At 65.0% G+C, this 23,243-nt stretch carries 15 protein-coding genes; 8 read left to right on the plus strand and 7 right to left on the minus strand.

Annotation, left to right across the window (positions count from 1 at the left end; all coding sequences use genetic code 11):
* The first annotated feature begins 19 nt into the window (after positions 1–19).
* From groL to pncB, 7 genes are all read left to right on the plus strand, one after another.
* Positions 20–1,660 carry a chaperonin GroEL gene (groL, locus tag QZ471_RS18995; RefSeq protein WP_058763484.1) on the plus strand — a complete coding sequence of 547 codons (1,641 nt, stop codon included), beginning with the start codon at positions 20–22 and terminating at the stop codon, positions 1,658–1,660.
* Positions 1,661–1,912: 252 nt separating this feature from the next.
* Positions 1,913–2,587 (plus strand): response regulator transcription factor, encoded by a 675-nt coding sequence (locus QZ471_RS19000; RefSeq protein WP_295466663.1) that lies wholly within the window; start codon positions 1,913–1,915, stop codon positions 2,585–2,587.
* Between the two features lie 2 nt (positions 2,588–2,589).
* On the plus strand, positions 2,590–3,879 hold the full coding sequence (locus tag QZ471_RS19005; RefSeq protein WP_295466665.1) for a HAMP domain-containing sensor histidine kinase: 1,290 nt from the start codon (positions 2,590–2,592) through the stop codon (positions 3,877–3,879).
* Between the two features lie 89 nt (positions 3,880–3,968).
* Positions 3,969–4,655 carry a class I SAM-dependent methyltransferase gene (locus QZ471_RS19010; protein WP_295466667.1) on the plus strand — a complete coding sequence of 229 codons (687 nt, stop codon included), beginning with the start codon at positions 3,969–3,971 and terminating at the stop codon, positions 4,653–4,655.
* A 30-nt stretch (positions 4,656–4,685) separates the two neighbouring features.
* Complete coding sequence (locus tag QZ471_RS19015) at positions 4,686–5,384, plus strand: lipopolysaccharide kinase InaA family protein (protein WP_295466669.1); 699 nt, start codon at positions 4,686–4,688, stop codon at positions 5,382–5,384.
* Entirely contained in the window at positions 5,381–5,599 is a 219-nt protein-coding gene (locus QZ471_RS19020; protein WP_295466671.1) for a hypothetical protein, read from the plus strand. The genes QZ471_RS19015 and QZ471_RS19020 overlap by 4 nt, the downstream gene beginning before the upstream one ends.
* A gap of 82 nt (positions 5,600–5,681) precedes the next feature.
* Complete coding sequence (gene pncB, locus QZ471_RS19025) at positions 5,682–6,884, plus strand: nicotinate phosphoribosyltransferase (RefSeq protein WP_295466673.1); 1,203 nt, start codon at positions 5,682–5,684, stop codon at positions 6,882–6,884.
* A gap of 23 nt (positions 6,885–6,907) precedes the next feature.
* Here pncB and selO read toward each other — a convergent pair whose 3' ends face one another.
* The 3 genes from selO to QZ471_RS19040 all read right to left on the minus strand — a co-directional run bounded on the left by selO (position 6,908) and on the right by QZ471_RS19040 (position 13,736).
* Positions 6,908–8,368, minus strand: a complete 1,461-nt coding sequence (gene selO, locus QZ471_RS19030) for a protein adenylyltransferase SelO (RefSeq protein WP_295466675.1) — start codon at positions 8,366–8,368, stop codon at positions 6,908–6,910.
* 185 nt (positions 8,369–8,553) lie between these two features.
* Positions 8,554–11,898: a mechanosensitive channel MscK gene (mscK, locus tag QZ471_RS19035; RefSeq protein WP_295466677.1), complete on the minus strand. Its 3,345-nt coding sequence runs from the start codon at positions 11,896–11,898 to the stop codon at positions 8,554–8,556.
* Between the two features lie 98 nt (positions 11,899–11,996).
* Positions 11,997–13,736 carry a potassium/proton antiporter gene (locus QZ471_RS19040; RefSeq protein ID WP_295466679.1) on the minus strand — a complete coding sequence of 580 codons (1,740 nt, stop codon included), beginning with the start codon at positions 13,734–13,736 and terminating at the stop codon, positions 11,997–11,999.
* Positions 13,737–13,865: 129 nt separating this feature from the next.
* On the opposite strand from QZ471_RS19040, the gene rlmJ reads away from it, so the two are divergent.
* Positions 13,866–14,702: a 23S rRNA (adenine(2030)-N(6))-methyltransferase RlmJ gene (rlmJ, locus tag QZ471_RS19045; RefSeq protein WP_295466681.1), complete on the plus strand. Its 837-nt coding sequence runs from the start codon at positions 13,866–13,868 to the stop codon at positions 14,700–14,702.
* A 65-nt stretch (positions 14,703–14,767) separates the two neighbouring features.
* Here rlmJ and msrA read toward each other — a convergent pair whose 3' ends face one another.
* The 4 genes from msrA to aceE all read right to left on the minus strand — a co-directional run bounded on the left by msrA (position 14,768) and on the right by aceE (position 23,041).
* Positions 14,768–15,427, minus strand: coding sequence for a peptide-methionine (S)-S-oxide reductase MsrA (msrA, locus tag QZ471_RS19050; RefSeq protein WP_295466683.1), 660 nt, complete (start codon positions 15,425–15,427; stop codon positions 14,768–14,770).
* 80 nt (positions 15,428–15,507) lie between these two features.
* Entirely contained in the window at positions 15,508–18,114 is a 2,607-nt protein-coding gene (locus QZ471_RS19055) for a GGDEF and EAL domain-containing protein (RefSeq protein ID WP_295466685.1), read from the minus strand.
* A 270-nt stretch (positions 18,115–18,384) separates the two neighbouring features.
* Positions 18,385–20,370: a dihydrolipoyllysine-residue acetyltransferase gene (gene aceF, locus QZ471_RS19060; protein ID WP_295466686.1), complete on the minus strand. Its 1,986-nt coding sequence runs from the start codon at positions 20,368–20,370 to the stop codon at positions 18,385–18,387.
* 28 nt (positions 20,371–20,398) lie between these two features.
* Positions 20,399–23,041 (minus strand): pyruvate dehydrogenase (acetyl-transferring), homodimeric type, encoded by a 2,643-nt coding sequence (gene aceE, locus QZ471_RS19065; RefSeq protein ID WP_059225911.1) that lies wholly within the window; start codon positions 23,039–23,041, stop codon positions 20,399–20,401.
* Between the last annotated feature and the right edge of the window lie 202 nt (positions 23,042–23,243).

The following is a 23,243-nucleotide window of genomic DNA, read 5'->3' on the forward strand; positions in this document are numbered from 1 at the left end:
TTCTTAGAGGAAACAGAACATGGCTGCAAAAGACGTCAAATTCGGTGACTCCGCGCGCAAGAAACTGCTGACCGGTGTCAACACCCTGGCCGACGCCGTCAAGGCCACCCTGGGCCCGAAAGGCCGCAACGTGGTTCTGGAGCGTAGCTTCGGTGCTCCCCTGATCACCAAGGACGGCGTTTCCGTCGCCAAGGAGATCGAACTCAAGGACAAGATCGAGAACATCGGCGCCCAGCTGGTGAAAGACGTGGCCTCCAAGGCCAACGATGCGGCCGGTGACGGCACCACTACCGCCACCGTGCTGGCCCAGGCCATCGTCACCGAAGGCCTGAAGTCCGTGGCCGCCGGCCTGAACCCGATGGACCTCAAGCGCGGCATCGACAAGGCCACCGCTGCCGTCGTCGCCGAACTGAAGAACCTGTCCAAGCCCTGCGCCGACAGCAAGGCCATCGCCCAGGTAGGCACCATCTCCGCCAACTCCGACGACAGCATCGGCAACATCATCGCCGAAGCCATGGAGAAAGTCGGTAAAGAAGGCGTCATCACCGTCGAAGAAGGCTCGGGCCTGGAAAACGAACTGTCCGTCGTCGAAGGCATGCAGTTCGACCGTGGCTACCTGTCGCCCTACTTCATCAACAAGCCCGACACCATGTCCGCCGAGCTGGACAGCCCGCTGCTGCTGCTGGTCGACAAGAAGATCTCCAACATCCGCGAACTGCTGCCGGTGCTGGAAGCTGTCGCCAAGGCCGGTCGTCCGCTGCTGATCGTCGCTGAAGACGTCGAAGGCGAAGCCCTGGCTACCCTGGTGGTCAACAACATGCGCGGTATCGTCAAGGTCGCCGCCGTCAAGGCGCCCGGCTTCGGTGATCGTCGCAAGGCCATGCTGCAGGACATCGCCATCCTGACCGGCGGTACCGTCATCTCCGAAGAAGTCGGCCTGAGCCTGGAAAGCACCACCCTGGAGCACCTGGGTCAAGCCAAGCGTGTGGTCCTGAACAAGGAAAACACCACCGTCATCGACGGCGCTGGCGTCGAAGCCGACATCCAGGCCCGTATCAAGCAGATCCGTGCCCAGGTCGAAGAAACCTCTTCCGACTACGACAAAGAGAAGCTGCAAGAGCGTCTGGCCAAGCTGGCTGGCGGTGTTGCCGTGATCAAGGTTGGCGCTGCCACCGAAGTCGAGATGAAAGAGAAGAAAGCCCGCGTTGAAGACGCCCTGCACGCCACCCGCGCTGCCGTGGAAGAAGGCGTGGTGCCTGGCGGCGGTGTCGCCCTGGTGCGTGCCCTGGAAGCGCTGAAGGATCTGAAAGGCATCAACGAAGAGCAGAACGCCGGTATCAACATCCTGCGTCGCGCCGTCGAAGCGCCCCTGCGCCAGATCGTGACCAACGCCGGTGACGAAGCCTCCGTCGTGCTGGACAAGGTCAAGCAAGGCAGCGGCAACTACGGCTACAACGCCGCTACCGGCGAATACGGCGACATGCTGGAATTCGGCATCATCGACCCGGCCAAGGTGACCCGCAGCGCGCTGCAGGCCGCTTCGTCCATCGCCGGTCTGCTGATCACCACCGAAGCCATCGTGGCTGAGCTGCCGAAAGACGACGCAGCCCCGGCCATGCCCGACATGGGTGGCATGGGCGGCATGGGCGGCATGATGTAAGAGTCGCTCCGGCCGCACGGCCGAGCCCCAACCCCGGTGATCCTTGCGGACACCGGGGTTTTTTATGGCCGTCAGTTCTGTGCAGTTAACGGACGGCCCTCAGACTGGTACTGCACCAAGATCGCATCGGATGGTTTTCGCAAACGCTGATCTGTGGCCGCTGCGCTGGTCGCGGTCGGCCAGGGCGATTAGGCTGGGTGCCGAATAGCACAAGGCGGATTGCCTGGGCGGTCCGTGGAAGAGGTCAGCGACATGCGTATCCTGGTGGTAGAAGACAACAAAGACATCCTCAGCAATCTGCTGGACTACCTGAGCCTGAAGGGCTACAGCGTGGACTGCGCCCAGGATGGGCTCTCGGGTCTGCACCTCGCGGCGACCGAGCACTACGACCTGCTGATCCTCGACATCATGCTGCCTGGCATCGATGGCTACACCCTGTGCCAGCGCCTGCGCCAGGATGCCCGGCGCGACACCCCGGTGATCATGCTCACCGCCCGTGACCAGCTCGACGATCGCCTGGAAGGCTTTCGCTCCGGCGCCGACGACTACCTGGTGAAGCCCTTCGCCCTGTCCGAACTGGCGGCGCGGGTCGAGGCGGTGATGCGCCGCACCAAGGGCGGTGGACGTCGCCAACTGCAGGTGGCGGACCTCAGTTACGACCTCGATACCCTGGAGGTGAACCGGGCCGGCAAGTCGCTCAAGCTCAACCCCATCGGCCTGAAGATTCTCGCTCTGCTGATGCAGAAGTCACCCCATGTGGTGCGGCGCGAGGTGCTGGAAGAGGCGGTCTGGGGTGAAGACTATCCCGACAGCGACAGCCTGCGCAGCCATGTCCACCAGTTGCGGCAGATCATCGACAAACCCTTCGCGCAGCCGCTGCTGCGCACCATCCACGGCGTGGGCTACAAGCTGGTCGAGCAGGATTGAGCATGGAATACCACCTGAGCCTGTCGCGGCGGATCGTCATCGCCTTCGTGCTGATGACGTTCCTGGTCGGCGGGGTGTTTTCCCTGGGTATCGTCGCGGTGGTGCACACCGTGGAAGAGCGGCTGATCTCCACCGACCTGCGCAACGAGCTGGAGCGCATGGTGCAGCGCGACATGCGCCGGGGTGGGCAACCGGTGCTGGACCCCGACATGCGGCTGTACTACGTGCCCCTGGCCGAGGTGGCGCAGTTGCCCGAGCACCTGCGCGACCTGCCCGAGGGTTTCAGCGAGGTAGAGGAGGACCGGCAGTACTTCTATGCCTATGTGGCCGAGATCGAGGGCAATCACTTCGTTCTGCTGCAGAACCAGAGCGATTTCGAAGCGCGGGAACGGCTGCTCTACAAGGTGGTACTGGGTGGCTTCCTGATCAGCGTGGCCCTGGCTTGGCTGCTGGGCTGGGCCCTGGCGCGGCGGGTGATCGCCCCGGTGGTGCGGCTGGCGCGCCAGGTCCGCCGCCGCGACCAGATCCTCGATGTCACCCCGCCGCTGGCGCCTGACTATGCCAAGGACGAGGTGGGCGAACTGGCGGGCGCCTTCGACGACGCCTTCGACCGCCTGCGTGCCGCCCTGGCGCGGGAGCGGTTGTTCACCAGCGACGTCAGCCATGAGTTGCGTACCCCCTTGATGGTCATCAATTCCTCCTGCGAGCTGCTGGCCGCCACGCCCGACCTGCCGCCCCGGGCGCAGGGACCGCTGGAGCGCATGACCCGTGCCGCGCGGGAGATGCAGGAGCTGGTACAGACCTTCCTGGCGCTGGCCCGCAACCAGGGCGACGGCGATGGCCAGGCGCCACGGGCGTCCCTGGCCGCGGTGGCGCGGCGGCAGACCGGCGAATGGCGCGCGGCGGTGGAAGCCAAGGGCCTGCACTGGCGCCTCAGCGTGGCGCCCGAGGCGGATACCTATCTATGGCACGAGCCCTTTCTACGCTCGGTGATGAGCAACTTGCTGCGCAATGCCCTGCACTACACCGAGAGCGGCTACATCGCTCTGCAGGTCGGTGCCCACGGTTTCGTGGTGGAGGACAGTGGCGTGGGTATTCCCGAGGAACAGCGGGAAGCCATGTTCCAACCCTTCGTGCGGGGCGCCGAGGGACGCGGGGAAGGGCTCGGCCTGGGACTGTCGCTGGTACGGCGGATCTGCCAGCTACAAGGCTGGAGCGTGGCGCTGGGGGAGAGTTCGACCGGCGGTTGTCGCTTCGAGATAGATCTGGGGCACGAAAGGGTAACAGGCTAGCATTACAGAATTTTCACAATCGCTTGACCGGCGTTTGACAGGCTCCTGGCTAGGGTAGCGACATCTTCCTACTTCCAGGAGCCGCCCTCGTGAAAGCGCCCATCGATCTGCCTTTTTCGCAAAAATACGACGCTGACCACGCTCGCCAGTACTACCTGAAGCATCAGGACGGGCTGGCCCGGCGGCTGTCCAACTGGCGCGACCAGCAACTGGCGCGGCAGGCTCTGAGCATCGCCGGCCAGCCCAATCTGGTGCTGGACCTGCCCAGCGGTGCCGGTCGTTTCTGGCCGCTTTTGGCGGAGAAGCGCAATCGAGTGATCATCGGGGCCGACTACTCGGAAAACATGCTGGCCACCGCCTGCGCACAGCAGCCGGCGGATGTGGTAGCCCGGGTGCGGACGCTGCAGACGTCGGCTTTCGCTATCGACTTGTCCGACAATTCTGTAGATTGCATTTTCTGTATGCGGTTGTTGCACCACGTGGGCGAGTCGGCGGACCGCCTGGCGCTACTGCAGGAGTTTCACCGGGTGACCCGTGACAGCGTCATCCTCTCGCTGTGGGTCGATGGCAACTTCAAGGCCTGGCGGCGCAAGGCGCTGGAGCGCCGGCGCGAGGCCCAGGGTCGCGACCGCGGTGGTTATCAGAACAGATTCATCGTCGAGCGTGCGCAGTTCGAGGCGGAAGTCGCCCAGGCCGGTTTCGTGGTCGATCGGGCCCTGGACTTCTTGCCGGGCTACGCCATGTGGCGGGTCTATGTCCTGCGCAAGGCCAGCTGAAGTCGTTAGAGAATAAGAGAGAGGTAGTCGATGGGAGCCGTGACGCGGGGAGAAGGGCGTTTCGATCAGTGGTGGAATACCGCTGGCGACTGGGTGGAAGCGCCCAACGTGCGACGCGGTGGCGAGAGTGGCGTCCAGCGCCTGCGCCTGCCCGACGGTACCCTGGCCTACGTCAAGCGCCAGGTCGGCCACCTCTATCGCAGCCTGCGTCATCCCCTGGGGCGACCCACCGCCTTGCGCGAGCGCGATGCGCTGCTCGCTTTCCGCGATCTCGGTATTCAGGTCCCCGAGTTGCTGTTCTGCGATGCGCAACATGCCGCGGGCGGCTGGCGCGCGCTGTTGGTCAGCGCCGCCTTGGACGGCTACCAGGATCTCGATCACTGGTACGCGGAGGGCGGCGGCAGCCAACTCAGCGAGGCGGAACATGAGCGCTTCCTGGCCAGCCTGGGTGAAGTCCTCGCGCGGATGCACCGGCACCGCTGGCAGCACGGTTGCCTCTATCCCAAGCACATTTTCGTCGCCGAACGTCAGGGCGCCGAAGGCAAGGAATTCGCCATCGCTCTGCTGGATCTGGAGAAATGTCGGCAGCGGTTGTCGTTGGAGACGGCCGCCCGTCGGGATATGCTGCAATTACGCCGCCATTCGTCGTGGAACGCTGCGCAATGGCGAACTCTGATTTACGTTTATCAACAGGCGTTGGGGCGGAAAATCAGAGGGTTGGAGCCATGACTTCACAAATTACTCGAGGTTTGTTGATCGCGGCCTTCTGTGGCGTTACCACCCTGGCCTATGCCAGCTGGCTACGACCCGCAGCGGGAGTGGTCGGCAGCGAAGGGCTCGGCTACTGCCAGACCCCCGTCGCCCGCAGTCTGAGCACCTCCAACACCGGCAGCCATGACCTGCTGCTGTTCCTCTTCGGCATGACCCAAACCCACAACCGCTGACCCACGCGGGCGCCAAGGTCCTTTCACTCGTCAGGCAAGTTCGGCATGCTGTCGATCGATCCATAGCTGCCGAGTCCAGCCAATGATGGCCGATAGTTTTTCCGAGCGGGCAGTGCAAAGTCTGCTGGATACCGATTTCTACAAGCTCACCATGATGCAGGCCGTCCTGCATAACTATCCCAATGCGGAAGTCGAGTGGGCCTTCCGTTGCCGTAACGACGAAGACCTGCGGCCCTATCATCAGGCCATCCAGGCGGAAATCGACGCCCTCGCCGACGTCGCTATCAGCGACAGCCAACTGGCCTTTCTCGAGCGCATCCCCTTCATCACCCCCGACTTCATCCGCTTCCTGCGGCTGTTTCGCTTCAATCCATCCTATGTGTTCCTCGGCGAGGAAGAGGGTCGCTTCACCCTGACCCTTAAGGGTCCCTGGCTGCATCTCATCCTCTTCGAGGTGCCGATCCTGGCGCTGATCAGCGAGGTGCGCAATCGCCACCGGCATGCCGAGCTGCCGCTGCAGGTGGCCCGGGATCAGCTCTATCGCAAGTTCGACTGGCTGGCCCGAGAGGCGGGTGCCGACGAGCTGGCCGAATTCAAGATGGCCGACTTCGGCACCCGGCGGCGTTTCTCCTATGGCGTGCAGGAAATGGTGGTGCGCAGCCTGAGGGACGACTTCCCCGGTCGCTTCGTCGGTACCAGCAACGTGCATCTGGCCTGGGAGCTGGGTGTTGCGCCCCTGGGTACCATGGCCCACGAGTGGCTGATGGCCCACCAGCAGTTGGGACCGCGACTGATCGACAGCCAGATCGCCGCGCTCGACTGCTGGGTGCGGGAGTATCGCGGCCAGCTGGGTATCGCCCTGACCGATACCATCACCATGGACGCCTTCCTGCGCGATTTCGATCTCTACTTCGCCAAGCTCTTCGACGGCCTGCGCCACGACAGCGGCGATCCGCTGCAGTGGGCGGAGAAAGCTATCGCCCATTACCAGCAACTTGGCATAGATCCCCTGACCAAGACCCTGGTGTTCTCCGATTCACTGAATCTGGAAAAGGCGCTCGCCCTGTTCCGTGCCCTGCGCGAGCGGATCAACGTCAGCTTCGGCATAGGCACTCACTTCACCTGCGACATCCCCGGGGTGCAGCCGATGAACATGGTGCTCAAGATGAGTCGCTGCAACGGCCAGCCGGTGGCCAAGATTTCCGACGCCCCAGGCAAGTCCCAGGGGGGCGAGCCGGATTTCCTGCACTATCTCAGGCACGTCTTCCAGGTCGACGGCGCCTAAGTTCCGAGCGCCGCCGCTTGGGCTCAAGAGGAGCAACTGATCTCCAGATGCTTGCCCCAGTCCGGCGGCCGTTGGGCGAAGCGTTCCCGCCCGGGCTGGGCCTCGAAGGGGCGTGACAGCACCTCGTGCAGCAGCCGCACTTCGCTGTAGTCACCCGCTTCGGCCTGCTCGATGGCTTGCTGTGCCAGGTAGTTGCGCAGGATATAGAGCGGATTGACCGCATTCATGCGCGCGGTCCGTTCCGCCGCCGAGCCACCTTCGGCGTCCAGGCGAGTGCGATAGGCCTGGCTCCAGGCATCGAAGCCGTGCAGATCGATGAAGTCCTCCCGCACCCGGGCGAGCGCGGCGCCGGGTTCCTCTTCGCCCAGGTGGCGGAAGAACAGCGAATAGTCCACGCCGCCCTGCTGCATCAGCGCGAGCAGCCGCTCGACCAGCTCCTGATCGTCTTCCCGTGCTTCCTGCAGGCCCAGTCGGCGGCGCATCAGGTCCAGGTAGTGGGCCTGATACAGCGGCAGGAAGAGGGCGATGCTCTGCTGCAGCTCCGCCACCGTCACCTGGGGCGTCAGCGCCTGGGCGAGGGCCGCCAGGTTCCAGTGGGCGATGGGCACCTGGTTGCTGTAGGAGTAGCGGCCCGTGTGATCGGAGTGGTTGCAGATGATCTGGGCGTCGAAGTCATCGAGGAAGGCATAGGGGCCGAAGTCGAAGGTCAGGCCCAGGATGGAGAAGTTGTCGGTGTTCATTACCCCGTGGCAGAAGCCATAGGCCTGCCAGTGGGCGATCAGCGCGGCGGTACGCTCCACCACCTCGCGGAACAGCGCCGCCCAAGGTTGCGCCTGCCCCCGCAGGTGTGGGAAGTGCGCCGCCAGTACGTGCTCGCCCAGGCGCTGCAGCTGCTCGTGCTGGCGGGTGTAGTAGAAATATTCGAAATGGCCGAAGCGTACGTGGCTGGGCGCCAGGCGCAGCAGGGTGGCGCCGGTTTCCAGCCGCTCGCGGACCACCTGGGTCGAGGAGCCGATCACGCAGCCAGCACGCGTGGTCGGGACGCCCAGGGCATGCAGGGCCTCGGAGGCAAGAAACTCGCGGATGGAGGAGCGCAGCACCGCGCGGCCGTCGCCCATGCGTGAGAAGGGCGTGAGGCCGGCGCCCTTGAGGTGCAGGTCCCAGTGCTCGCCGCGGTCATTCACTACCTCGCCCAGCAGCAGGCCACGGCCATCGCCCAGGCGTGGATTGTAAGAGCCGAATTGGTGACCGGAATAGACCATCGCCCGGGGCTCGGCGCTGTCCCACAGCTGGGCACCGGCGAACACCTGGGTGAATTCGGGCATCTCGGCCACCGCCGGGTCCAGGTCCAGCAGCGCCAGGGCCGCCGGCGAGGCGACCACCAGCCGCGGATCGTCCAGCGGCCGGGGCTCGATGTGGGTGGAGAAGTCATCGCCCAGGCGGGCGAATCTGTTGTCGAAGGTCAGGTCGAGCAGCTGTTTCATGGGTATCCCAGGGGCTGTAGAGCCTGTTCATAATCTCGCGAGCTAGAGCCAAACAAGGCGAAGAGGCCTGAGGAAGCGGAGTTTACGCAGGGTAAATGAGCATTCCGACGGGGCTGGCCTTCCAGGGCCTTTTCAACGCCGTTTGGCCGACGCGCAGCAGATTATGGACAGGCTCCTAGTGGCCGTCAGGCCTTGGTTGGCTTGGGATCCTCGGCTTCCTGCTGGGCATCCCCTTCAGGTAGGAAAGACTTTTTGCCCAGTTGTTTCTCTGCGCCGTGACGATTCTTCAGGGTGATCTCCATCTGCGGCGTCGATAGCAGGTTGATGCCCGCGTCGCGTAGCAGCTGGTCGATGCGCCGGATCAGCTCGTCGGTGGCGGCGCTACGGTCGCCCAGTTCGCGCACATAGATGCGCAGTTCGTGGTCCAGGGTGCTGGCGCCGTAGTGGATGATGTACAGCGAGGGCTCCGGGTCGTGCAGCACCCGCGAGTTCTCCTTCACCGCCTGCATGATCAGCCGTTGCGCCTCGGCCAGGTCACTGCCGCGGTTGATGCCGAAGGTCAGCACGATGCGGGTGACGGTATCGGTCAGCGTCCAGTTGATCAGCTGGCTGGTGACGAAGGTCTTGTTGGGCACCACCACCGACTTGCGGTCAGCGTCGGTGATGTGGGTGGCGCGAATGCGGATCTTGTTCACCGTGCCGGTCACGTTGCCGATGGTGATGAGGTCGCCCACGCGCACCGGGCGCTCGAAGAGGATGATCAGGCCGGAGATGAAGTTACCGAAGATCTCCTGCAGACCGAAACCCAGGCCGACGGAGAGCGCGGTGGCCAGCCACTGCAGCTTGTCCCAGCTCACCCCGAGGGTCGCCAGGGTGGTGACGACACCGACCCCGACGATGACGTAGGAGAGCAGGGTGGTGGTGGCGTAGGCGCTGCCCTGGGCCAGATTGAGGCGCGACAGCACCAGCACCTCCAGCAGGCCGGGCAGGTTGCGCGCCAGGGCGACGGTGAGGCCGGCGATGACCAGGGCGATGATGAACACCCGCAGGGTCAGGGGCACCTCGGTGGCGGTGGCGCCGGTGCCGCTGGTGTACTGGTAGAGGGTGACGTTGTCCAGGTAGGAGAACACCGCCACCACGTCGGCCCAGACCAGGTAGAGCACGCCGAGGAAGGCCAGCAGCAGACTCAGGCGCAGCAGGCGCGAGGACTGCTGGTTGACCTGCTCCATGTCCAGGGTCGGCTCCTGCACCACCTCGACGCCCTCGGCGTCTTCCTGCTGCGCCTGGCGCTTCTGCAGGGCGCGCTGGTAGGCCAGGCGCCGCGCGGCCACGCTCAGGCCGCGGGTCAGGGTGGCTTCCAGGATGATCCAGGCCATCAGCACATAGAGGGTGTCCACCAGCCGATCGGTGAGCTTGAGTGCGGTGTAGTAGTAGCCGAACAGCACGGCGAAGAACAGCACGGCCGGGATGGCGGTGATCATCAGACCGAGCAGCAGGCGGAAGAACGGCAGGCGCTCTCGGGCGCTGGCGTTGAGCAGCGAGCGACCCAGCATCCAGGCCAGGCTGGCGTAGGCCACCAGTACGATGAGGATGCCCAGGACGTCGTCGGCGAGCCCCGCCAGCTGGCGTTCGGCAATGGCCACCACCGCCATCAGCGCCAGTGCCAGCAGGCCCACGCGGCGTACCAGGCGGCGCAGGGACTGGGCCTGGGGGCGAGCCCAGCGGAAGTGGGTCTCGGCCACGCCGCCGGAAGCCAGCAGGCGATACACCGTATAGAACACCAGCCAGCCGGCGGCGATCTCCAGCAGGGCCGCGCCGATGGCGGCGTTGACTCCGCGTTCGTCACCCTCCAGGGCGACACCGCCCAACCAGAGCACCAGGCTCGCCGGCAGGCCGAGCAGGACGGTGAGCAGGATGGCCTGGGGCGTGTGCAGCTGGCTATCGCGCTGGTAGTGACCGATGTCCCGATTGAGCTTGCGCACGCGGGCATAGAGCCGCGGGCGCTGCCAGATCAGGGTGGCGAAGGCCAGTACCAGGGGCAGCAGCAGCAGGGGCCGCTCGGCCAGGCCCACATAGAGTTCGTGCAGGCTGGAGCCCCAGGGCACGTCCCGCAGTTGTTGCATCAGCTTGAGCGGGGCGGTCTTGACCCAGTTCCAATCCAGCGGCTTGTTGCTGGGAATCCAGAACATCTGCTCGTCGAGGGTGCCGCGCAGATTGGTGATGGTGCTTTGCAACTGGCGCTGGTTGAGCTGTAGGTCGATGGATTCGCTGAGCAGGGCATTGAGCTCGGTATTCAGGCGCTCCTGCAATTCGCTGCGGGTCTTGAGCAGGTCGAGCAGTTGCTGCCGCAACTGGGGCGTGACCTTTTCCGGCGGCTGCTGGGCCAGCAGGTTGCTGACGTAGCTGTCGGGATTGGCGATCTGGGCACGCTGCTGGTTCAGCTCGAACTGATAGAGGCGCAAGTCGGCGATGTCGTCGGTGAGGTCCTTGTTCAACTTGACCGACGGCAGGGCGGCGCGCTGCTGGTAGAGCAGCTTGGAGAGCAGCACGCTGCCCTTGAGCACGCCGATCTGCTGCTCCATGGTTTCGCTGGTCTGCTTGAGCTGATCCAGCTGCTGGCGGGCCTCGAGGTTGCGCCGATTGAGGTCGTTGAGACGGTCGGTGGCGCGCAGCAGGTAGTCGGACAGCTGCAGATTGAGGCCGGTCTCCTGGGACAGGACATCATCGCCGGCGGTCTTCTCCGACTCCCGCGAGGCCTCGGCCAGGGTCTTCTCCGATTGCTGGCGGCGCTTGCCGCTGATCAGCGTCTGTAGGTCCAGGGTTTCCTGTTCGTAGCGCTTGACCTGTTCGGTGAAGAGTTCGCGGCGGATGGCGCCCAGGTCCTGCAGCACGCTGTTGCCAGCCAGCTCCTGGCGCAGCAACTGAATCTGGGCGGTGTCGGCGGCCTGCTCGGCGAGCAACTGGTTGCGTCGCTCGCTGGTCAGGGGCTTGTTGTTCTCGCGACCGCTCTTGAGCAGATCGGCGATCTGCTGCAGCCGAGTCTGCAGGTTGGCGATGTCCACCTGGGCGCGCTCGGGGCGGGTCTGGGCGTTAATCACCAGGCTGTTGGCTGCGTTGAGGTCGTCCTGCACGCTGTTGAGCGCCAGACTGGTCTCGCTCAGGCGCTGCTCCAGGGCCTGGGGCGTGGCCCCGGCGTAGCGCTGCTCGGCCGGCTTGACCGGTTCGGCGCGCAGCCGGGCGAGCTGGCGCTGGGCATCCTTGGTCTGCTGCGGCGCCTGGGCCAATTGCTGGCGCAGGTCGGCCAGCTGCTTGACGTACTGGTCGCGCTGGTCGAGCAGCTTCAGCGTCTGCTGCAGGCTATCCTGGGCGGCGGCCTGCTCGGCAGCGGGCAGCTTGCGCGCGGCCAGACCGTCCAGGCTCTGCTGGACCTGTTGCGCATCGGGCGGCCCGGAATCCTGGGCGACGACAGGGAAGGTGAACAGGCAGCTGCAGAGGGCGGCAGCGCGGAGCAGAGCGGACAGGCGATGCATGCGGCAGGCGTCGGGCAGTGGAAAGGCGCGAGGTTAAAGCGGTGCTGCCGAGGGCGCAAGGCGGCACCCTTCAAGCCGCGAACCCTGTTCATCCGCGGTTAAAGAAAGAGCGCGGGTCCGCTGCTCTGGCCTTCGGGAAACTTCACGCCGACCTTGCGCACGCGCTTGTTCTCGATGGCCGCGACGATCCACACCAGGCCGTTCCATTCCACCAGGTCGCCGACGATGGGTTCGCCGCCGATCTCGTGGGTGATGAAGCTGCCGAGGCGTTGGTTGCCGTCCACCTCGCCCAGTTGCAGGCCGTACAACGCGGCCACGGCGCTGAGTTCGGCGTCGGCTTCCAGGACGAAGTCGCCGAAGAATCTCTGGGTCTGCTGCGGCGCCTGGCTGAACAACCGGCCCAGGGCCGGCAGGTCGTGCTCGTGGCCGACCACGCAGAGGATGTCGCCGGCTTCCAGGGTGGTGCTGCCGGAAGGGTGCAGCAGCGTTTCACCGCGGAACAGCGCAGCGATACGGGTGCCCTCGGGCATCTTCAGCTCGCGCAGGGCGGCGCCGATGCACCATTTCTCGGCGCCCAGACGATAGATGAACAGCTCCCACTCGCTGGTGGGATGCACCTGCAGGCCGGCACGGGAGAAGGGCGCCGGTTCCGGGGGAACCGTCACCTTGAGCAGCTTGGCCGCCAGCGGCAGGCTGGAGCCCTGCACCAGCAGCGACACCAGCACGATGAAGAAGGCGACGTTGAAGAACAGCTGCGCCTGGGGCAAGCCGGCCATCATCGGGAAGACCGCGAGAATGATGGGTACCGCGCCACGCAGGCCGACCCAGGCGATGAAGGCCTTCTCGCGATCATGGAAGGCGCGGAACGGCAGCAGGCCGATGGCCACCGACAGCGGACGGGCGACCAGGATCATCCACAGCGCCAAGCCCAGGGCCGGTAGGGCGATGGGCAGCAGGTTGTGGGGTTCCACCAGCAGCCCCAGCACCAGGAACATGCCGATCTGCGCCAGCCAGGCCATGCCGTCGAGCATGTGCAGCATGCCGTGGCGGCTGCGGATCGGCAGATTGCCCATCAGCAGACCGGCCAGGTACACGGCGAGGATGCCGCTGCCGTGGGCGGCGTTGGTCAGGGCGAAGATCAGCAGACCACCGCTGATGGCCAGCAGCGGATAGAGGCCGTCGGCGAGGTGGATGCGGTTGATCAGCTGCAGCAGCAGCCAGCCCCCGCCGAGACCGATCACCCCGCCGATGGCGAATTCGCTGACGAAATGGCCGAGCAGACTCCAGCTGAAGCCGCTCTGGCCACTGGCGAGCATGTCGATCAGGGTGACGGTGAGAAACACTGCCATGGGGTCGTTGCTGCCGGATTCGATCTCCAGGCTGGCGGTGACCCGTTCGTTGAGGCCGCGACCGCCGAGCAGGGAGAACACCGCCGCGGCGTCCGTGGAGCCGACGATGGCACCGATCAGCAGGCCCTGCAGCAGGCTGAGATCGAACAGCCAGGCCGCGGCGACGCCGGTCAGGCCGGTGGTGATCATCACCCCCACGGTAGCCAGCGACAGCGCCGGCCAGAGCGCCACCCGGAAGCTCGACACCCGGGTGCGCATGCCACCGTCGAGCAGGATCACCGCCAGCGCCAGGTTGCCCACCAGGTAGGCCATGGGATAGTTGTCGAAGGCGATGTGGCCGGGACCATCTACCCCGGCGAACATGCCGACCACCAGGAAGATCACCAGGATCGGGATGCCGACCCGCGAGGAAATCGAGCTGACCAGAATCGACAGGCCGATCAGCACCGCACCGATCAAGAACAAGCTGTTGATGGTGACGGCGTCCAAGCGCGACTCCTGTAACAAAGGATTGAATAGCCTGGGGATTTAACCCGCTGGACGGCCAGGGTGTCAAAGCGCAGCGCCGCCGGTAGCGGAGGAAGGCGGTACACTGTAGGGCTGACGCTGGAGTATCCCATGAATTACCGACACGCCTTCCACGCCGGCAACCACGCCGATGTCTTCAAGCACCTCACCCTGTTGCGCCTGGCCGCGCTGCTGGCGCGCAAGGAGGCACCCTTCGTCTATCTGGACAGCCACTCCGGGGTCGGGCGCTACGACCTCGCCGGCGACCAGGCCAGCCGTACCGATGAGTGGCGGGAGGGCATCGGCCGGCTGTGGGCGCGAGACGATGCCCCGGCGGCCTTCGCCGGCTATCGGGAAGCGGTGGCGGCGCTCAACCCCGATGGCGCCTTGCGCTACTACCCGGGTTCACCCGAGTTGATGCGCCAGGCCCTGCGCGACCAGGATCGACTGCTGCTCAATGAGTTGCATCCCGAGGACGGGCGGTTGCTCAAGGAGAACATGGCGGGTGATCGCCGGGTGGCGGTGCATCAGAAGGATGGCTGGCTGCTACCGCGCGCCCTGCTGCCGGTGCCCGAGCGCCGGGCACTGCTGCTGATCGATCCGCCCTTCGAGAAGGCCGATGAACTGGAGCGTTGCGTCAAGGCGGTGCAGGAAGCCATCGGCCGCATGCGCCAAACGGTGATCGCCCTTTGGTATCCAATCAAGGACCGCCGTCAGCTCAAGAGATTCTATGCGGGGCTGCAGAACAGTGGCGCACCCAAGCTATTGAGGGCCGAACTGCTAGTCAATCCGGCGGACGATCCGACCCGGCTCAATGGCTCTGGGCTGGCTATCGTCAATGCGCCCTGGGGACTGGAGGAGGAGTTGCGTGACCTGCTGCCCTGGCTGGCCCAGCACCTGGCCCAGACTGAAGGCAGCAGCCAGCTGGACTGGTTGATTGCCGAATAGCGGAACCAGGGGCGGGCGGCGCCAGCGGACGAAAGGCCGTCCGGCAGCGCGCAGGGCCTCGCTGCCTAGCGCGCCAGGCTCGGCGGCAGGCAGACGCCGGTGCCGGCCAGGCCACAATAGCCGTTGGGATTCTTCGCCAGGTACTGCTGGTGATAGGCCTCGGCATAGTAGAAGGGCGGCAGTGGGGCGATCTCGGTGGTGATCTCGCCATAGCCCGCCTCGGCCAGCTTGGCCTGGAAGGCCGCCTGGCTGGCCTCGAAGGCTTCCCGCTGGCTGTCGTCGGCGTAATAGAGCGCCGAGCGATACTGGGTACCGACGTCGTTGCCCTGGCGCATGCCCTGGGTCGGATCGTGGGCTTCCCAGAACACCTTGAGCAGCGCCTCCAGCGAGGTCTGGGCGGGATCGAACACCACCAGTACCACCTCGGTATGGCCAGTCAGCCCCGAGCAGACCTCTTCGTAGGTCGGATTGGGCGTATAGCCGCCGGCGTAACCCGCGGCGGTGGTCCAGACCCCCGGTTGCTGCCAGAAACGGCGCTCGACACCCCAGAAGCAGCCCATGCCGACCACCAGACTCTGCAGGCCGGCGGGGAAGGGACCCTGCAGCGGATTGCCGTTGACGTAGTGGGCAGCGGGGACGGCCATGGGTGTCTCGCGGCCGGGCAAGGCTTGGTCGGCGGCGGGCAGGTGGCTCTTCTTGGTCAGAATTTCGGAACGCAGGACCATGGGTTACCTCGTGGGGGAAGGCCTGGCGAATACGCCTCGTTGGCAAGGTCGCCCAGGCAGGATCGGCGCCGCTCGGCGGTTCAGCGCACCGGCAGGTAGCGCGCCAGCGCGGTTTCGAGCTGCTCGGCCGGGATCGGCTTGTCGAACAGATAGCCCTGGCCGATATCGCAACGATGATGGCGCAGGAAAGCCAACTGCTCGGTCGTCTCTATGCCCTCGGCAACCACCTCCAGCCGGAGGTTGTGGGCCATGGCGATCACCGCGGAGGTGATTTCCATGTCGTCCTGGTTGTCCGGGATGTCCTTGATGAAACTCCTGTCGATCTTGATGATGTCGATGGGGAATTTTTTCAAGTAGCTGAGCGACGAATAACCGGTGCCGAAATCGTCCATCGCCAGACTCATGCCCAGGCGCTTGAGGGCCTCCAGGGTTTCGCGGGTGGCGTCGGTGGCGTCCAGCAGCAGGCTCTCGGTCAGCTCCAGCTCCAGGCGCTCCGGGGCGATGCGCTCTTCGTCGAGGATGGTGACGAAGGACTGTACCAGTTCGGGGTCGGTGAACTGCTTGGGCGAGAGGTTGATGGCGATCTGCAGATCGCCGAAGCCCATCGCGGCCAGCCGGTGCAGCTGGCGGCAGACCTCACGGATGATCCATTTGCCGATGGGAATGATCAGACCGGTTTCTTCGGCGATGCTGATGAACTGGTCCGGGCGGATCATGCCCTTTTCCGGGTGCTGCCAGCGGATCAGTGCCTCCAGGCCCAGCAATCGGGCGCGCTTCAGGCAGACCTTGGGCTGGTAGTGCAACAGGAGTTCGTTCTGTTCGAGGGCACGGCGCAGGTTGTTCTGCATGAACAGCTTGTTGCTGGCTTCGGCGATCAGCGCCTCGGTGAAGATCTGGACCTGGTGGCCACCATTGGCCTTGGCGCGATGCAGCGCGAGGCCGGCATGCTTGATCAGGGTCTGGGGATCGGTTTCGTGCGGGCGCGCGGTAGTCAGGCCGATCGAGCAGCTGATCAAGGTGGGGTGGCCGTCCACGTAGAGTGGCGGATCGAGGGCCACCAGGGTATCGCGGGCCAGGGCGGCGGCGGCAATGGCGTCCATTCCCTCCAGCAGCACGGCGAATTCGTTGCTGGCGATGCGGGCGATCAGCGCGCTCTTGCCCAGGGCGGTGCGCAGGCGGCGGGCCAGCCCGACCAGCAACTGGTCGCCGATGCGATGGCCCAGGCTATCGTTGACCCGCTTGAAGTTGTCGACGTCCACCAGCAGCAGCGAGTGTTCGCGGCTGGCGTTGGACTGCTCCAGACGTGCTTCCAGGCGAGCGATGAAATGGCTGCGGTTGGCCAGGCCGGTGAGGCTGTCGCGGAAGGCGATTTCGTCATTGTGCTGGTGGGCGAAACGCGTCTTGCTGGTGTCCTGGAAGATCCCCAGGTAGCCCTGCAGGTCGCCGCTGGGCTGCAGGATCTTGGAGATCGAGAGCAGGCCCCAGTAGCTTTCGCCGTCGCGCCGGTAGCAGCGCATCTCGCCTTGCCAGCTGTCCTGGTGCGCGAGGCGCTGCCAGGCTTCGTAGAGCAATTCGCTCCAGTTCTCCAGGGCCGGCAGGGAGTCGATGAGCATGCCCTGGGCCTGGGTGATGGGATGGCCGGTGATCCGGGCGAAGCTGTCGGTGGCATGTTCCAGCCGACCCTGGGCATCGAGCAGGAGGAAGGCATCGGTGCTGGCTTCCATGACCCGGGTGAGCGGGTGGGTCAGCTCCGGCGGGCTCGCTGCGCTGTGGATGAGTGCGGCCAGGCAATCGGCCAGGCTGCGGGCGAAGGCAACGTCTTCCGGCGTCCAGGTGGCGGCCTGTTGGCGTCTCAGACAGAGCACGCCGACCAGGTGCCCGTCCTGGAGCAGCGCCACGTCCAGGGCGGTTCCGCCACCGGTGTTGGGGGCCTGCAGTACCTGGCTCGCCTCTTCGATCACCTGCTGCTCACGCAACAGGCGGCGGTACTCGGTGCACAGCGCGGTGATCCGGTCATCACTGGTCAGACCGCTCAGACCATTGCCGTCCAGACGCCACAGGCCAACGTGGTCCACGTCGAAGGCCGCGGCTCCCTGGTCGAGGATGAGTTGCGCCAGCTCGGCGTCCGTCACGTCCTGGCACAAGGCCAGGCGGGACAGGCCGAGCAGCAGGTCCTGGCGGGCCTGGGCGATCGCCAGGCGGCGCTGGTGGTGATCCTGATTGTCCTGCAGCAGGGCGAGGCTGGAGCGTAGCGCCAGGGTATGGGCTTCCCACTGGCTGGAGAGCGCATCGTCATTGGCGACCCGCAGCAGATAGCCGCGCAGCAGTGGGCGGCCATGGCGCTGCAGGCTTTCGCCCACTTCGACGACCTGGCAGGGCGCGCTGGGGGAATGGAACAGGTAACGCACCTGGTAGCTGCCGTGTTCGGCGAGCTGCAACTGGATCTCTTCGTGCAGCCGGTGACGGACGCTGGGTTCCATCAGGCTGGCATAGGGCGCATCGATGAGCGAGCAGAGCGCCGGAGCAGGCAGGCCAAGGCTGGCATCGCAACGCGGATCGAGATAGAGCATCGCCCAGGAGGCTTCATTCAGACGCTCGAAGCGCAGCAAGCCCAATCGGGCAGGAGCACTGAGAGCGCCTGCCTGATCGGCTACCGCGGCATCGGCAGCGTCGGAATGAATACTCATGCGCGGGTTCGCGTCCTTGTGAAGACGGATAAGTGTCCTAGGGTTATCGGAAAGGATAGACAAATCATTAACCCTTTTTCCTTTCCGCCTCACTGGCGATATCGGATGACTAACAAGGTTGCCCGATCAGACCGGAAGGGCGCAAGCGCCTGCAGCCGATCGCCATCCTACCTCTTCTCCAGGACAAAAAAACAGGAACCCCGCGTGTGCGGGGTTCCCATTTTTTCAACCGTTGGCCGGTGATCGCTGGCGAACACCGGCCGTCGGCGGTTACAGCAGCAGGCCGCGGATCTCGGCGAGCAGATCGCCCAGGCGCTTGGTGAAGCGCGCGGCGGCGGCCCCGTTGATCACGCGGTGATCGTAGGACAGCGACAGCGGCAGCATCAGGCGCGGCTGGAAGGCCTTGCCGTCCCAGACCGGCTGCATGCTGGCCTTGGACACGCCGAGGATCGCCACTTCCGGGGCATTGACGATCGGCGTGAAGCCGGTGCCGCCGATGTGACCCAGGCTGGAGATGGTGAAGCAGGCGCCCTGCATGTCGTCGCCGCTGAGCTTCTTGGTCCGCGCCTTTTCCGCCAGCTGGGCGGCTTCGGCGGCGAGTTGCAGGAGGCTCTTCTGGTCGACGTTGCGGATGACCGGGACCAGCAGACCGTCCGGAGTGTCCACGGCGAAGCCGATGTGCACGTACTTCTTACGGATGATCGCCTTGCCACTGGGGGCCAGGGAGGCGTTGAAGTCCGGTAGTTCCTTGAGCACATGGGCGCAGGCCTTGAGCAGGAACGGCAGGATAGTCAGCTTGACGCCGGCCTTTTCCGCCACGGCTTTCTGACCGACGCGGAAGGCTTCCAGATCGGTCACGTCGGACTGGTCGAACTGGGTCACGTGAGGCACGTTCAGCCAGCTGCGATGCAGGTTGTTGGCACCGACCTGCATGAGGCGCGTCATCGGCACCTCTTCGATCTCGCCGAACTTGCTGAAGTCCACGGTGGGAATCGGCGGGATGCCGGCGCCACCGGTGGCCCCTGCAGCCGCGGCCGGAGCCGCCTTGCTCTTCTGCAGCTGATCCTTGACGTAGGTCTGGACGTCTTCCTTGAGGATGCGACCCTTGGGACCGGTCGGGGTGACCTCGCCCAGGTCGACGCCGAATTCGCGGGCGACCATGCGCACCGCCGGACCGGCATGGACCTTCTTGCCCTTGCCGGCGGCAGGTGCGCTGGCGGGAGCGGCGGCCTTGGCCGGAGCCTCGGCCTTCTTCTCGGGCGCCGGGGCGCTGGCAGCATTGCCAGCAGCCGGTTTGGCCGCCTGCTTGGGCGCGGCACCGGCCACCTTCAGGGTCAGGATCAGATCGCCGGTCTTGGCCTGGTCATTGACCTTGATGGCGACGCTTTCCACCACGCCTGCCTTGGGCGCCGGGATTTCCATGCTGGCCTTGTCGGACTCCAGCACGATCAGCGACTGCTCGGCCTTGACCTGGTCACCGGCCTTGACCAGCACCTCGATGACGTTGGCACTGCCGGTGGAGCCGATGTCGGGGACCTTGATCTCCTCGACCGATTCACCGGCCGGCTCGGCAGCGGCTTGCTCGTGCAGCTCGGGCTCGGCGGCTGCCTTGGCGGGCTTGTCGCCGGCCTTGGACTCGACACTCTTGCTCGGCTTGGCATTGGCGGCGCCTTTGAGCACCAGGATCAGATCGCCGGTGCCCACTTCGTCGCCGACCTTGACGGAAATGCTCTCCACCACGCCCGCGGCGGGGGAGGGGATTTCCATGCTGGCCTTGTCGGATTCCAGGGTGATCAGCGTCTGCTCGGCGGCGATGGTGTCGCCGGGCTTGACCGCCACCTCGATGATGCTGGCCTTGCCGCTGGAGCCGATGTCGGGGACGTGGATCTCCTGGGACTCGCCTTCGCCGGCGGACGCCGAGGCGTCCTCGTCGCCGGCCGGCGTCGGGGTTTCGCTTTCCTCGACCTGGGTCTGCTTGGACTCGGCCTTGGGTTCGGCGGCGGGCTCGCTGCCGGAGGCGGCGTCGTCGCCTTCTAGGTCGATCAGCAGATCACCGGTTTTTAGGGTGTCGCCGACCTTGATGTGTAGGGCGGCGATCTTGCCGGCCTTGGGGGCCGGAATCTCCATGCTGGCCTTGTCGGACTCCAGCACCACCAGGCTTTGTTCGGCCTCGACGGTATCGCCGACCTTCACCAGCAGCTCGATGACTTCGCCGTCGCCACTGCCGATGTCGGGTACGCGGATGGTCTCGCTCACAATTGTTTCCTCTTATCCGTGTGCCGCATCAGCAATCCAGGGGATTGCGCTTCTCGGTGTCGATGCCGAACTTGGTGATGGCATCGGCCACGACCTTACGTTCCAGCTTGCCCTGGTTGGCCAACGCCTGCAGAGCGGCGACGGCGACCCAACGGCGATCGACCTCGAAGTGATCACGCAGCTTCTTGCGGCTGTCGCTACGACCGAAGCCATCGGTACCCAGCACCTGGAATTCGGTGGGGACCCACTGGCGGATCTGGTCGGCGAACAGCTTCATGTAGTCGGTGGAGGCGATGACCGGACCCTGGCGCTCGCCCAGGCACTGCTCGACGTAGGTCAGGCGGCGCTCTTCCAGCGGGTGTAGGCGGTTCCAGCGATCCACGGCCAGGCCTTCACGGCGCAGTTCGTTGAAGCTGGTGACGCTCCAGATGTCGGCGCCGACGCCCATCTCGCGCAGCAGGCTCGCGGCAGCGCGGACCTCGTTGAGGATGGTGCCCGAGCCCAGCAGCTGGACGCGGTGCTTGAAGTCGCCCTTTTCTTCTTCCAGCAGGTACATGCCCTTGATGATGCCTTCCTCGACACCCTCGGGCATGGCCGGCTGCTGGTAGTTCTCGTTCATCACGGTGATGTAGTAGAAGACGCTCTGCTGCAGTTCCATCATCTGATGGATGCCTTCGCGCATGATCACCGCCAGCTCGTAGGCATAGGTGGGATCGTAGCTGCGGCAGTTGGGGATGGTGCCGGCCAGGATGTGGCTGTGACCGTCCTCGTGCTGCAGGCCTTCGCCGTTCAGGGTGGTACGGCCGGAGGTGCCGCCGAGCAGGAAGCCGCGGGTCTGGGCATCGCCCGCCGCCCAGGCCAGGTCGCCGATGCGCTGGAAGCCGAACATCGAATAGAAGATGTAGACCGGCAGCATGGGCTGGTTGTAGTTGCTGTAGGCGGTACCGGCGGCGATGAAGGAGGACATGGCGCCGGCCTCGTTGAGGCCTTCCTGGAGGATCTGGCCGTCCTTCTCTTCGCGGTAGTACATCACCTGGTCGCGGTCGACCGGCTCATAGAGCTGGCCGTGGGGCGAGTAGATGCCCAGCTGACGGAACATGCCTTCCATGCCGAAGGTACGGGCCTCGTCGGCGAGGATGGGCACGATGCGTTTGCCCAGGTCCTTGTCCTTGACCAGTTGCGACAGGATGCGGCCGAAGGCCATGGTGGTGGAGATCTCGCGATCGCCGGAGCCGTCCAGCACCGCCTTCAGGGTATCCAGCGGCGGGGTGGGGATGCTGATGCTGCGGGCGCGACGCTGGGGCAGGTGACCGCCCAGGGCTTCGCGACGGCTCATCAGGTACTTCATCTCGGCGCTGTCGTCGGCCGGACGATAGAAGGGCAGCTCGCTGAGCTGGGAGTCGTTCAGCGGGATGTCGAAGCGATCGCGGAATTTCTTCAGCGACTCAACATCGACCTTCTTGGTGTTGTGCGCGGTGTTCTTGGCTTCGCCCGCGCCAGTGCCGTAGCCCTTGATGGTCTTGGCCAGGATGACGGTGGGCTGGCCCTTGTGGTTGACCGCCTGGTGGTAGGCCGCATAGACCTTGTAGGGGTCGTGACCGCCACGGTTGAGCTTCCAGATCTCGTCGTCGGACAGGTCCTCGACCATCTTGAGCAGCTCGGGGTTGGCGCCGAAGAAGTGCTTACGCACATAGGCACCGTCCTTGGCCTTGTAGTTCTGGTATTCACCGTCGACCACGGCGTCCATGCGCTGCTGCATGCGGCCTTCGGTGTCGCGGGCGAACAGCGGGTCCCACATGCGGCCCCAGAGGACCTTGGTGACGTTCCAGTCGGCGCCACGGAAGATGCCTTCCAGTTCTTGGACGATCTTGCCGTTGCCGCGTACCGGGCCGTCGAGGCGCTGCAGGTTGCAGTTGATGACGAAGATCAGGTTGTCGAGGTTCTCGCGGCCGGCCAGGGAGATGGCGCCCAGGGTTTCCGGCTCGTCGCACTCGCCGTCGCCGATGAAGCACCAGACCTTCTGCTTGCCGGCGGGGATGTAGCCGCGGTTCTCCAGGTACTTCATGAAGCGCGCCTGGTAGATGGCGGTGATCGGACCCAGACCCATGGACACGGTCGGGAACTGCCAGAAGTCGGGCATCAGGTGCGGGTGCGGGTAGCTCGACAGGCCCTTGCCGTCCACTTCCTGGCGGAAGTTGTTCATCTGGTCTTCGGAGAGGCGGCCTTCCAGGAAGGCACGGGCGTAGACGCCGGGGGAAGCGTGGCCCTGATAGTAGATCAGGTCGCCGCCGTGCTCTTCGTTGGGCGCCTTCCAGAAATAGTTGAAGCCGATGTCATAGAGGGTGGCGCTGGAGGCGAAGGTGGAGATGTGGCCACCCAGATCCGGATCCTTGAGGTTGGCGCGCATGACCATCGCCAGGGCGTTCCAGCGGACCAGCGAGCGGATGCGCCGCTCCATGAACAGGTCGCCCGGCATATGGGCTTCCTTGGTCACTGGAATGGTGTTGCGATAGGGGGTATTGATGGAGTAGGGCAGCTGGGTACCACTGCGGGTGGCCAGTTCGCCCATGCGGGTCATCAGATAATGAACGCGCTCCTCGCCTTCGTGGTCGAGGACGGACTCCAGGGCGTCCAGCCATTCCTGGGTTTCGACGGGATCGAGATCTTGCATGGCTTGCTCCAGGGCGGAAAGGCTTCCAGAATCGGTCGCCTCAGGGTCGCCGCCGGCCTCTTGGGGGCAGCGAAAATTCTTGGATTTATGACCGGACGGTTCCGGCCGGCGTGTAGTTTTACTACAAATTCAAATCCGTTTCAGCTCCGAGCTGTAATGGAATAAAAAACAATTCGACGTTTGTCGTACGCTCTGTGCCAGG

It is taken from the genome of uncultured Pseudomonas sp. (assembly GCF_913774235.1).
Taxonomy (GTDB): Bacteria; Pseudomonadota; Gammaproteobacteria; order Pseudomonadales; family Pseudomonadaceae; genus Chryseomonas.

Bases quoted from the DNA above. Each gene is read 5' to 3' on its own strand.
- rlmJ (WP_295466681.1), top strand. From the start codon at position 13,866: ATGAATTACCGACACGCCTTCCACGCCGGCAACCACGCCGATGTCTTC.
- pncB (WP_295466673.1), top strand. From the start codon at position 5,682: ATGATGGCCGATAGTTTTTCCGAGCGGGCAGTGCAAAGTCTGCTGGAT.
- QZ471_RS19015 (WP_295466669.1), top strand. From the start codon at position 4,686: ATGGGAGCCGTGACGCGGGGAGAAGGGCGTTTCGATCAGTGGTGGAAT.
- msrA (WP_295466683.1), bottom strand. From the start codon at position 15,427: ATGGTCCTGCGTTCCGAAATTCTGACCAAGAAGAGCCACCTGCCCGCC.
- aceE (WP_059225911.1), bottom strand. From the start codon at position 23,041: ATGCAAGATCTCGATCCCGTCGAAACCCAGGAATGGCTGGACGCCCTG.
- QZ471_RS19000 (WP_295466663.1), top strand. From the start codon at position 1,913: ATGCGTATCCTGGTGGTAGAAGACAACAAAGACATCCTCAGCAATCTG.
- mscK (WP_295466677.1), bottom strand. From the start codon at position 11,898: ATGCATCGCCTGTCCGCTCTGCTCCGCGCTGCCGCCCTCTGCAGCTGC.
- QZ471_RS19055 (WP_295466685.1), bottom strand. From the start codon at position 18,114: ATGAGTATTCATTCCGACGCTGCCGATGCCGCGGTAGCCGATCAGGCA.
- QZ471_RS19020 (WP_295466671.1), top strand. From the start codon at position 5,381: ATGACTTCACAAATTACTCGAGGTTTGTTGATCGCGGCCTTCTGTGGC.
- selO (WP_295466675.1), bottom strand. From the start codon at position 8,368: ATGAAACAGCTGCTCGACCTGACCTTCGACAACAGATTCGCCCGCCTG.
- QZ471_RS19005 (WP_295466665.1), top strand. From the start codon at position 2,590: ATGGAATACCACCTGAGCCTGTCGCGGCGGATCGTCATCGCCTTCGTG.
- groL (WP_058763484.1), top strand. From the start codon at position 20: ATGGCTGCAAAAGACGTCAAATTCGGTGACTCCGCGCGCAAGAAACTG.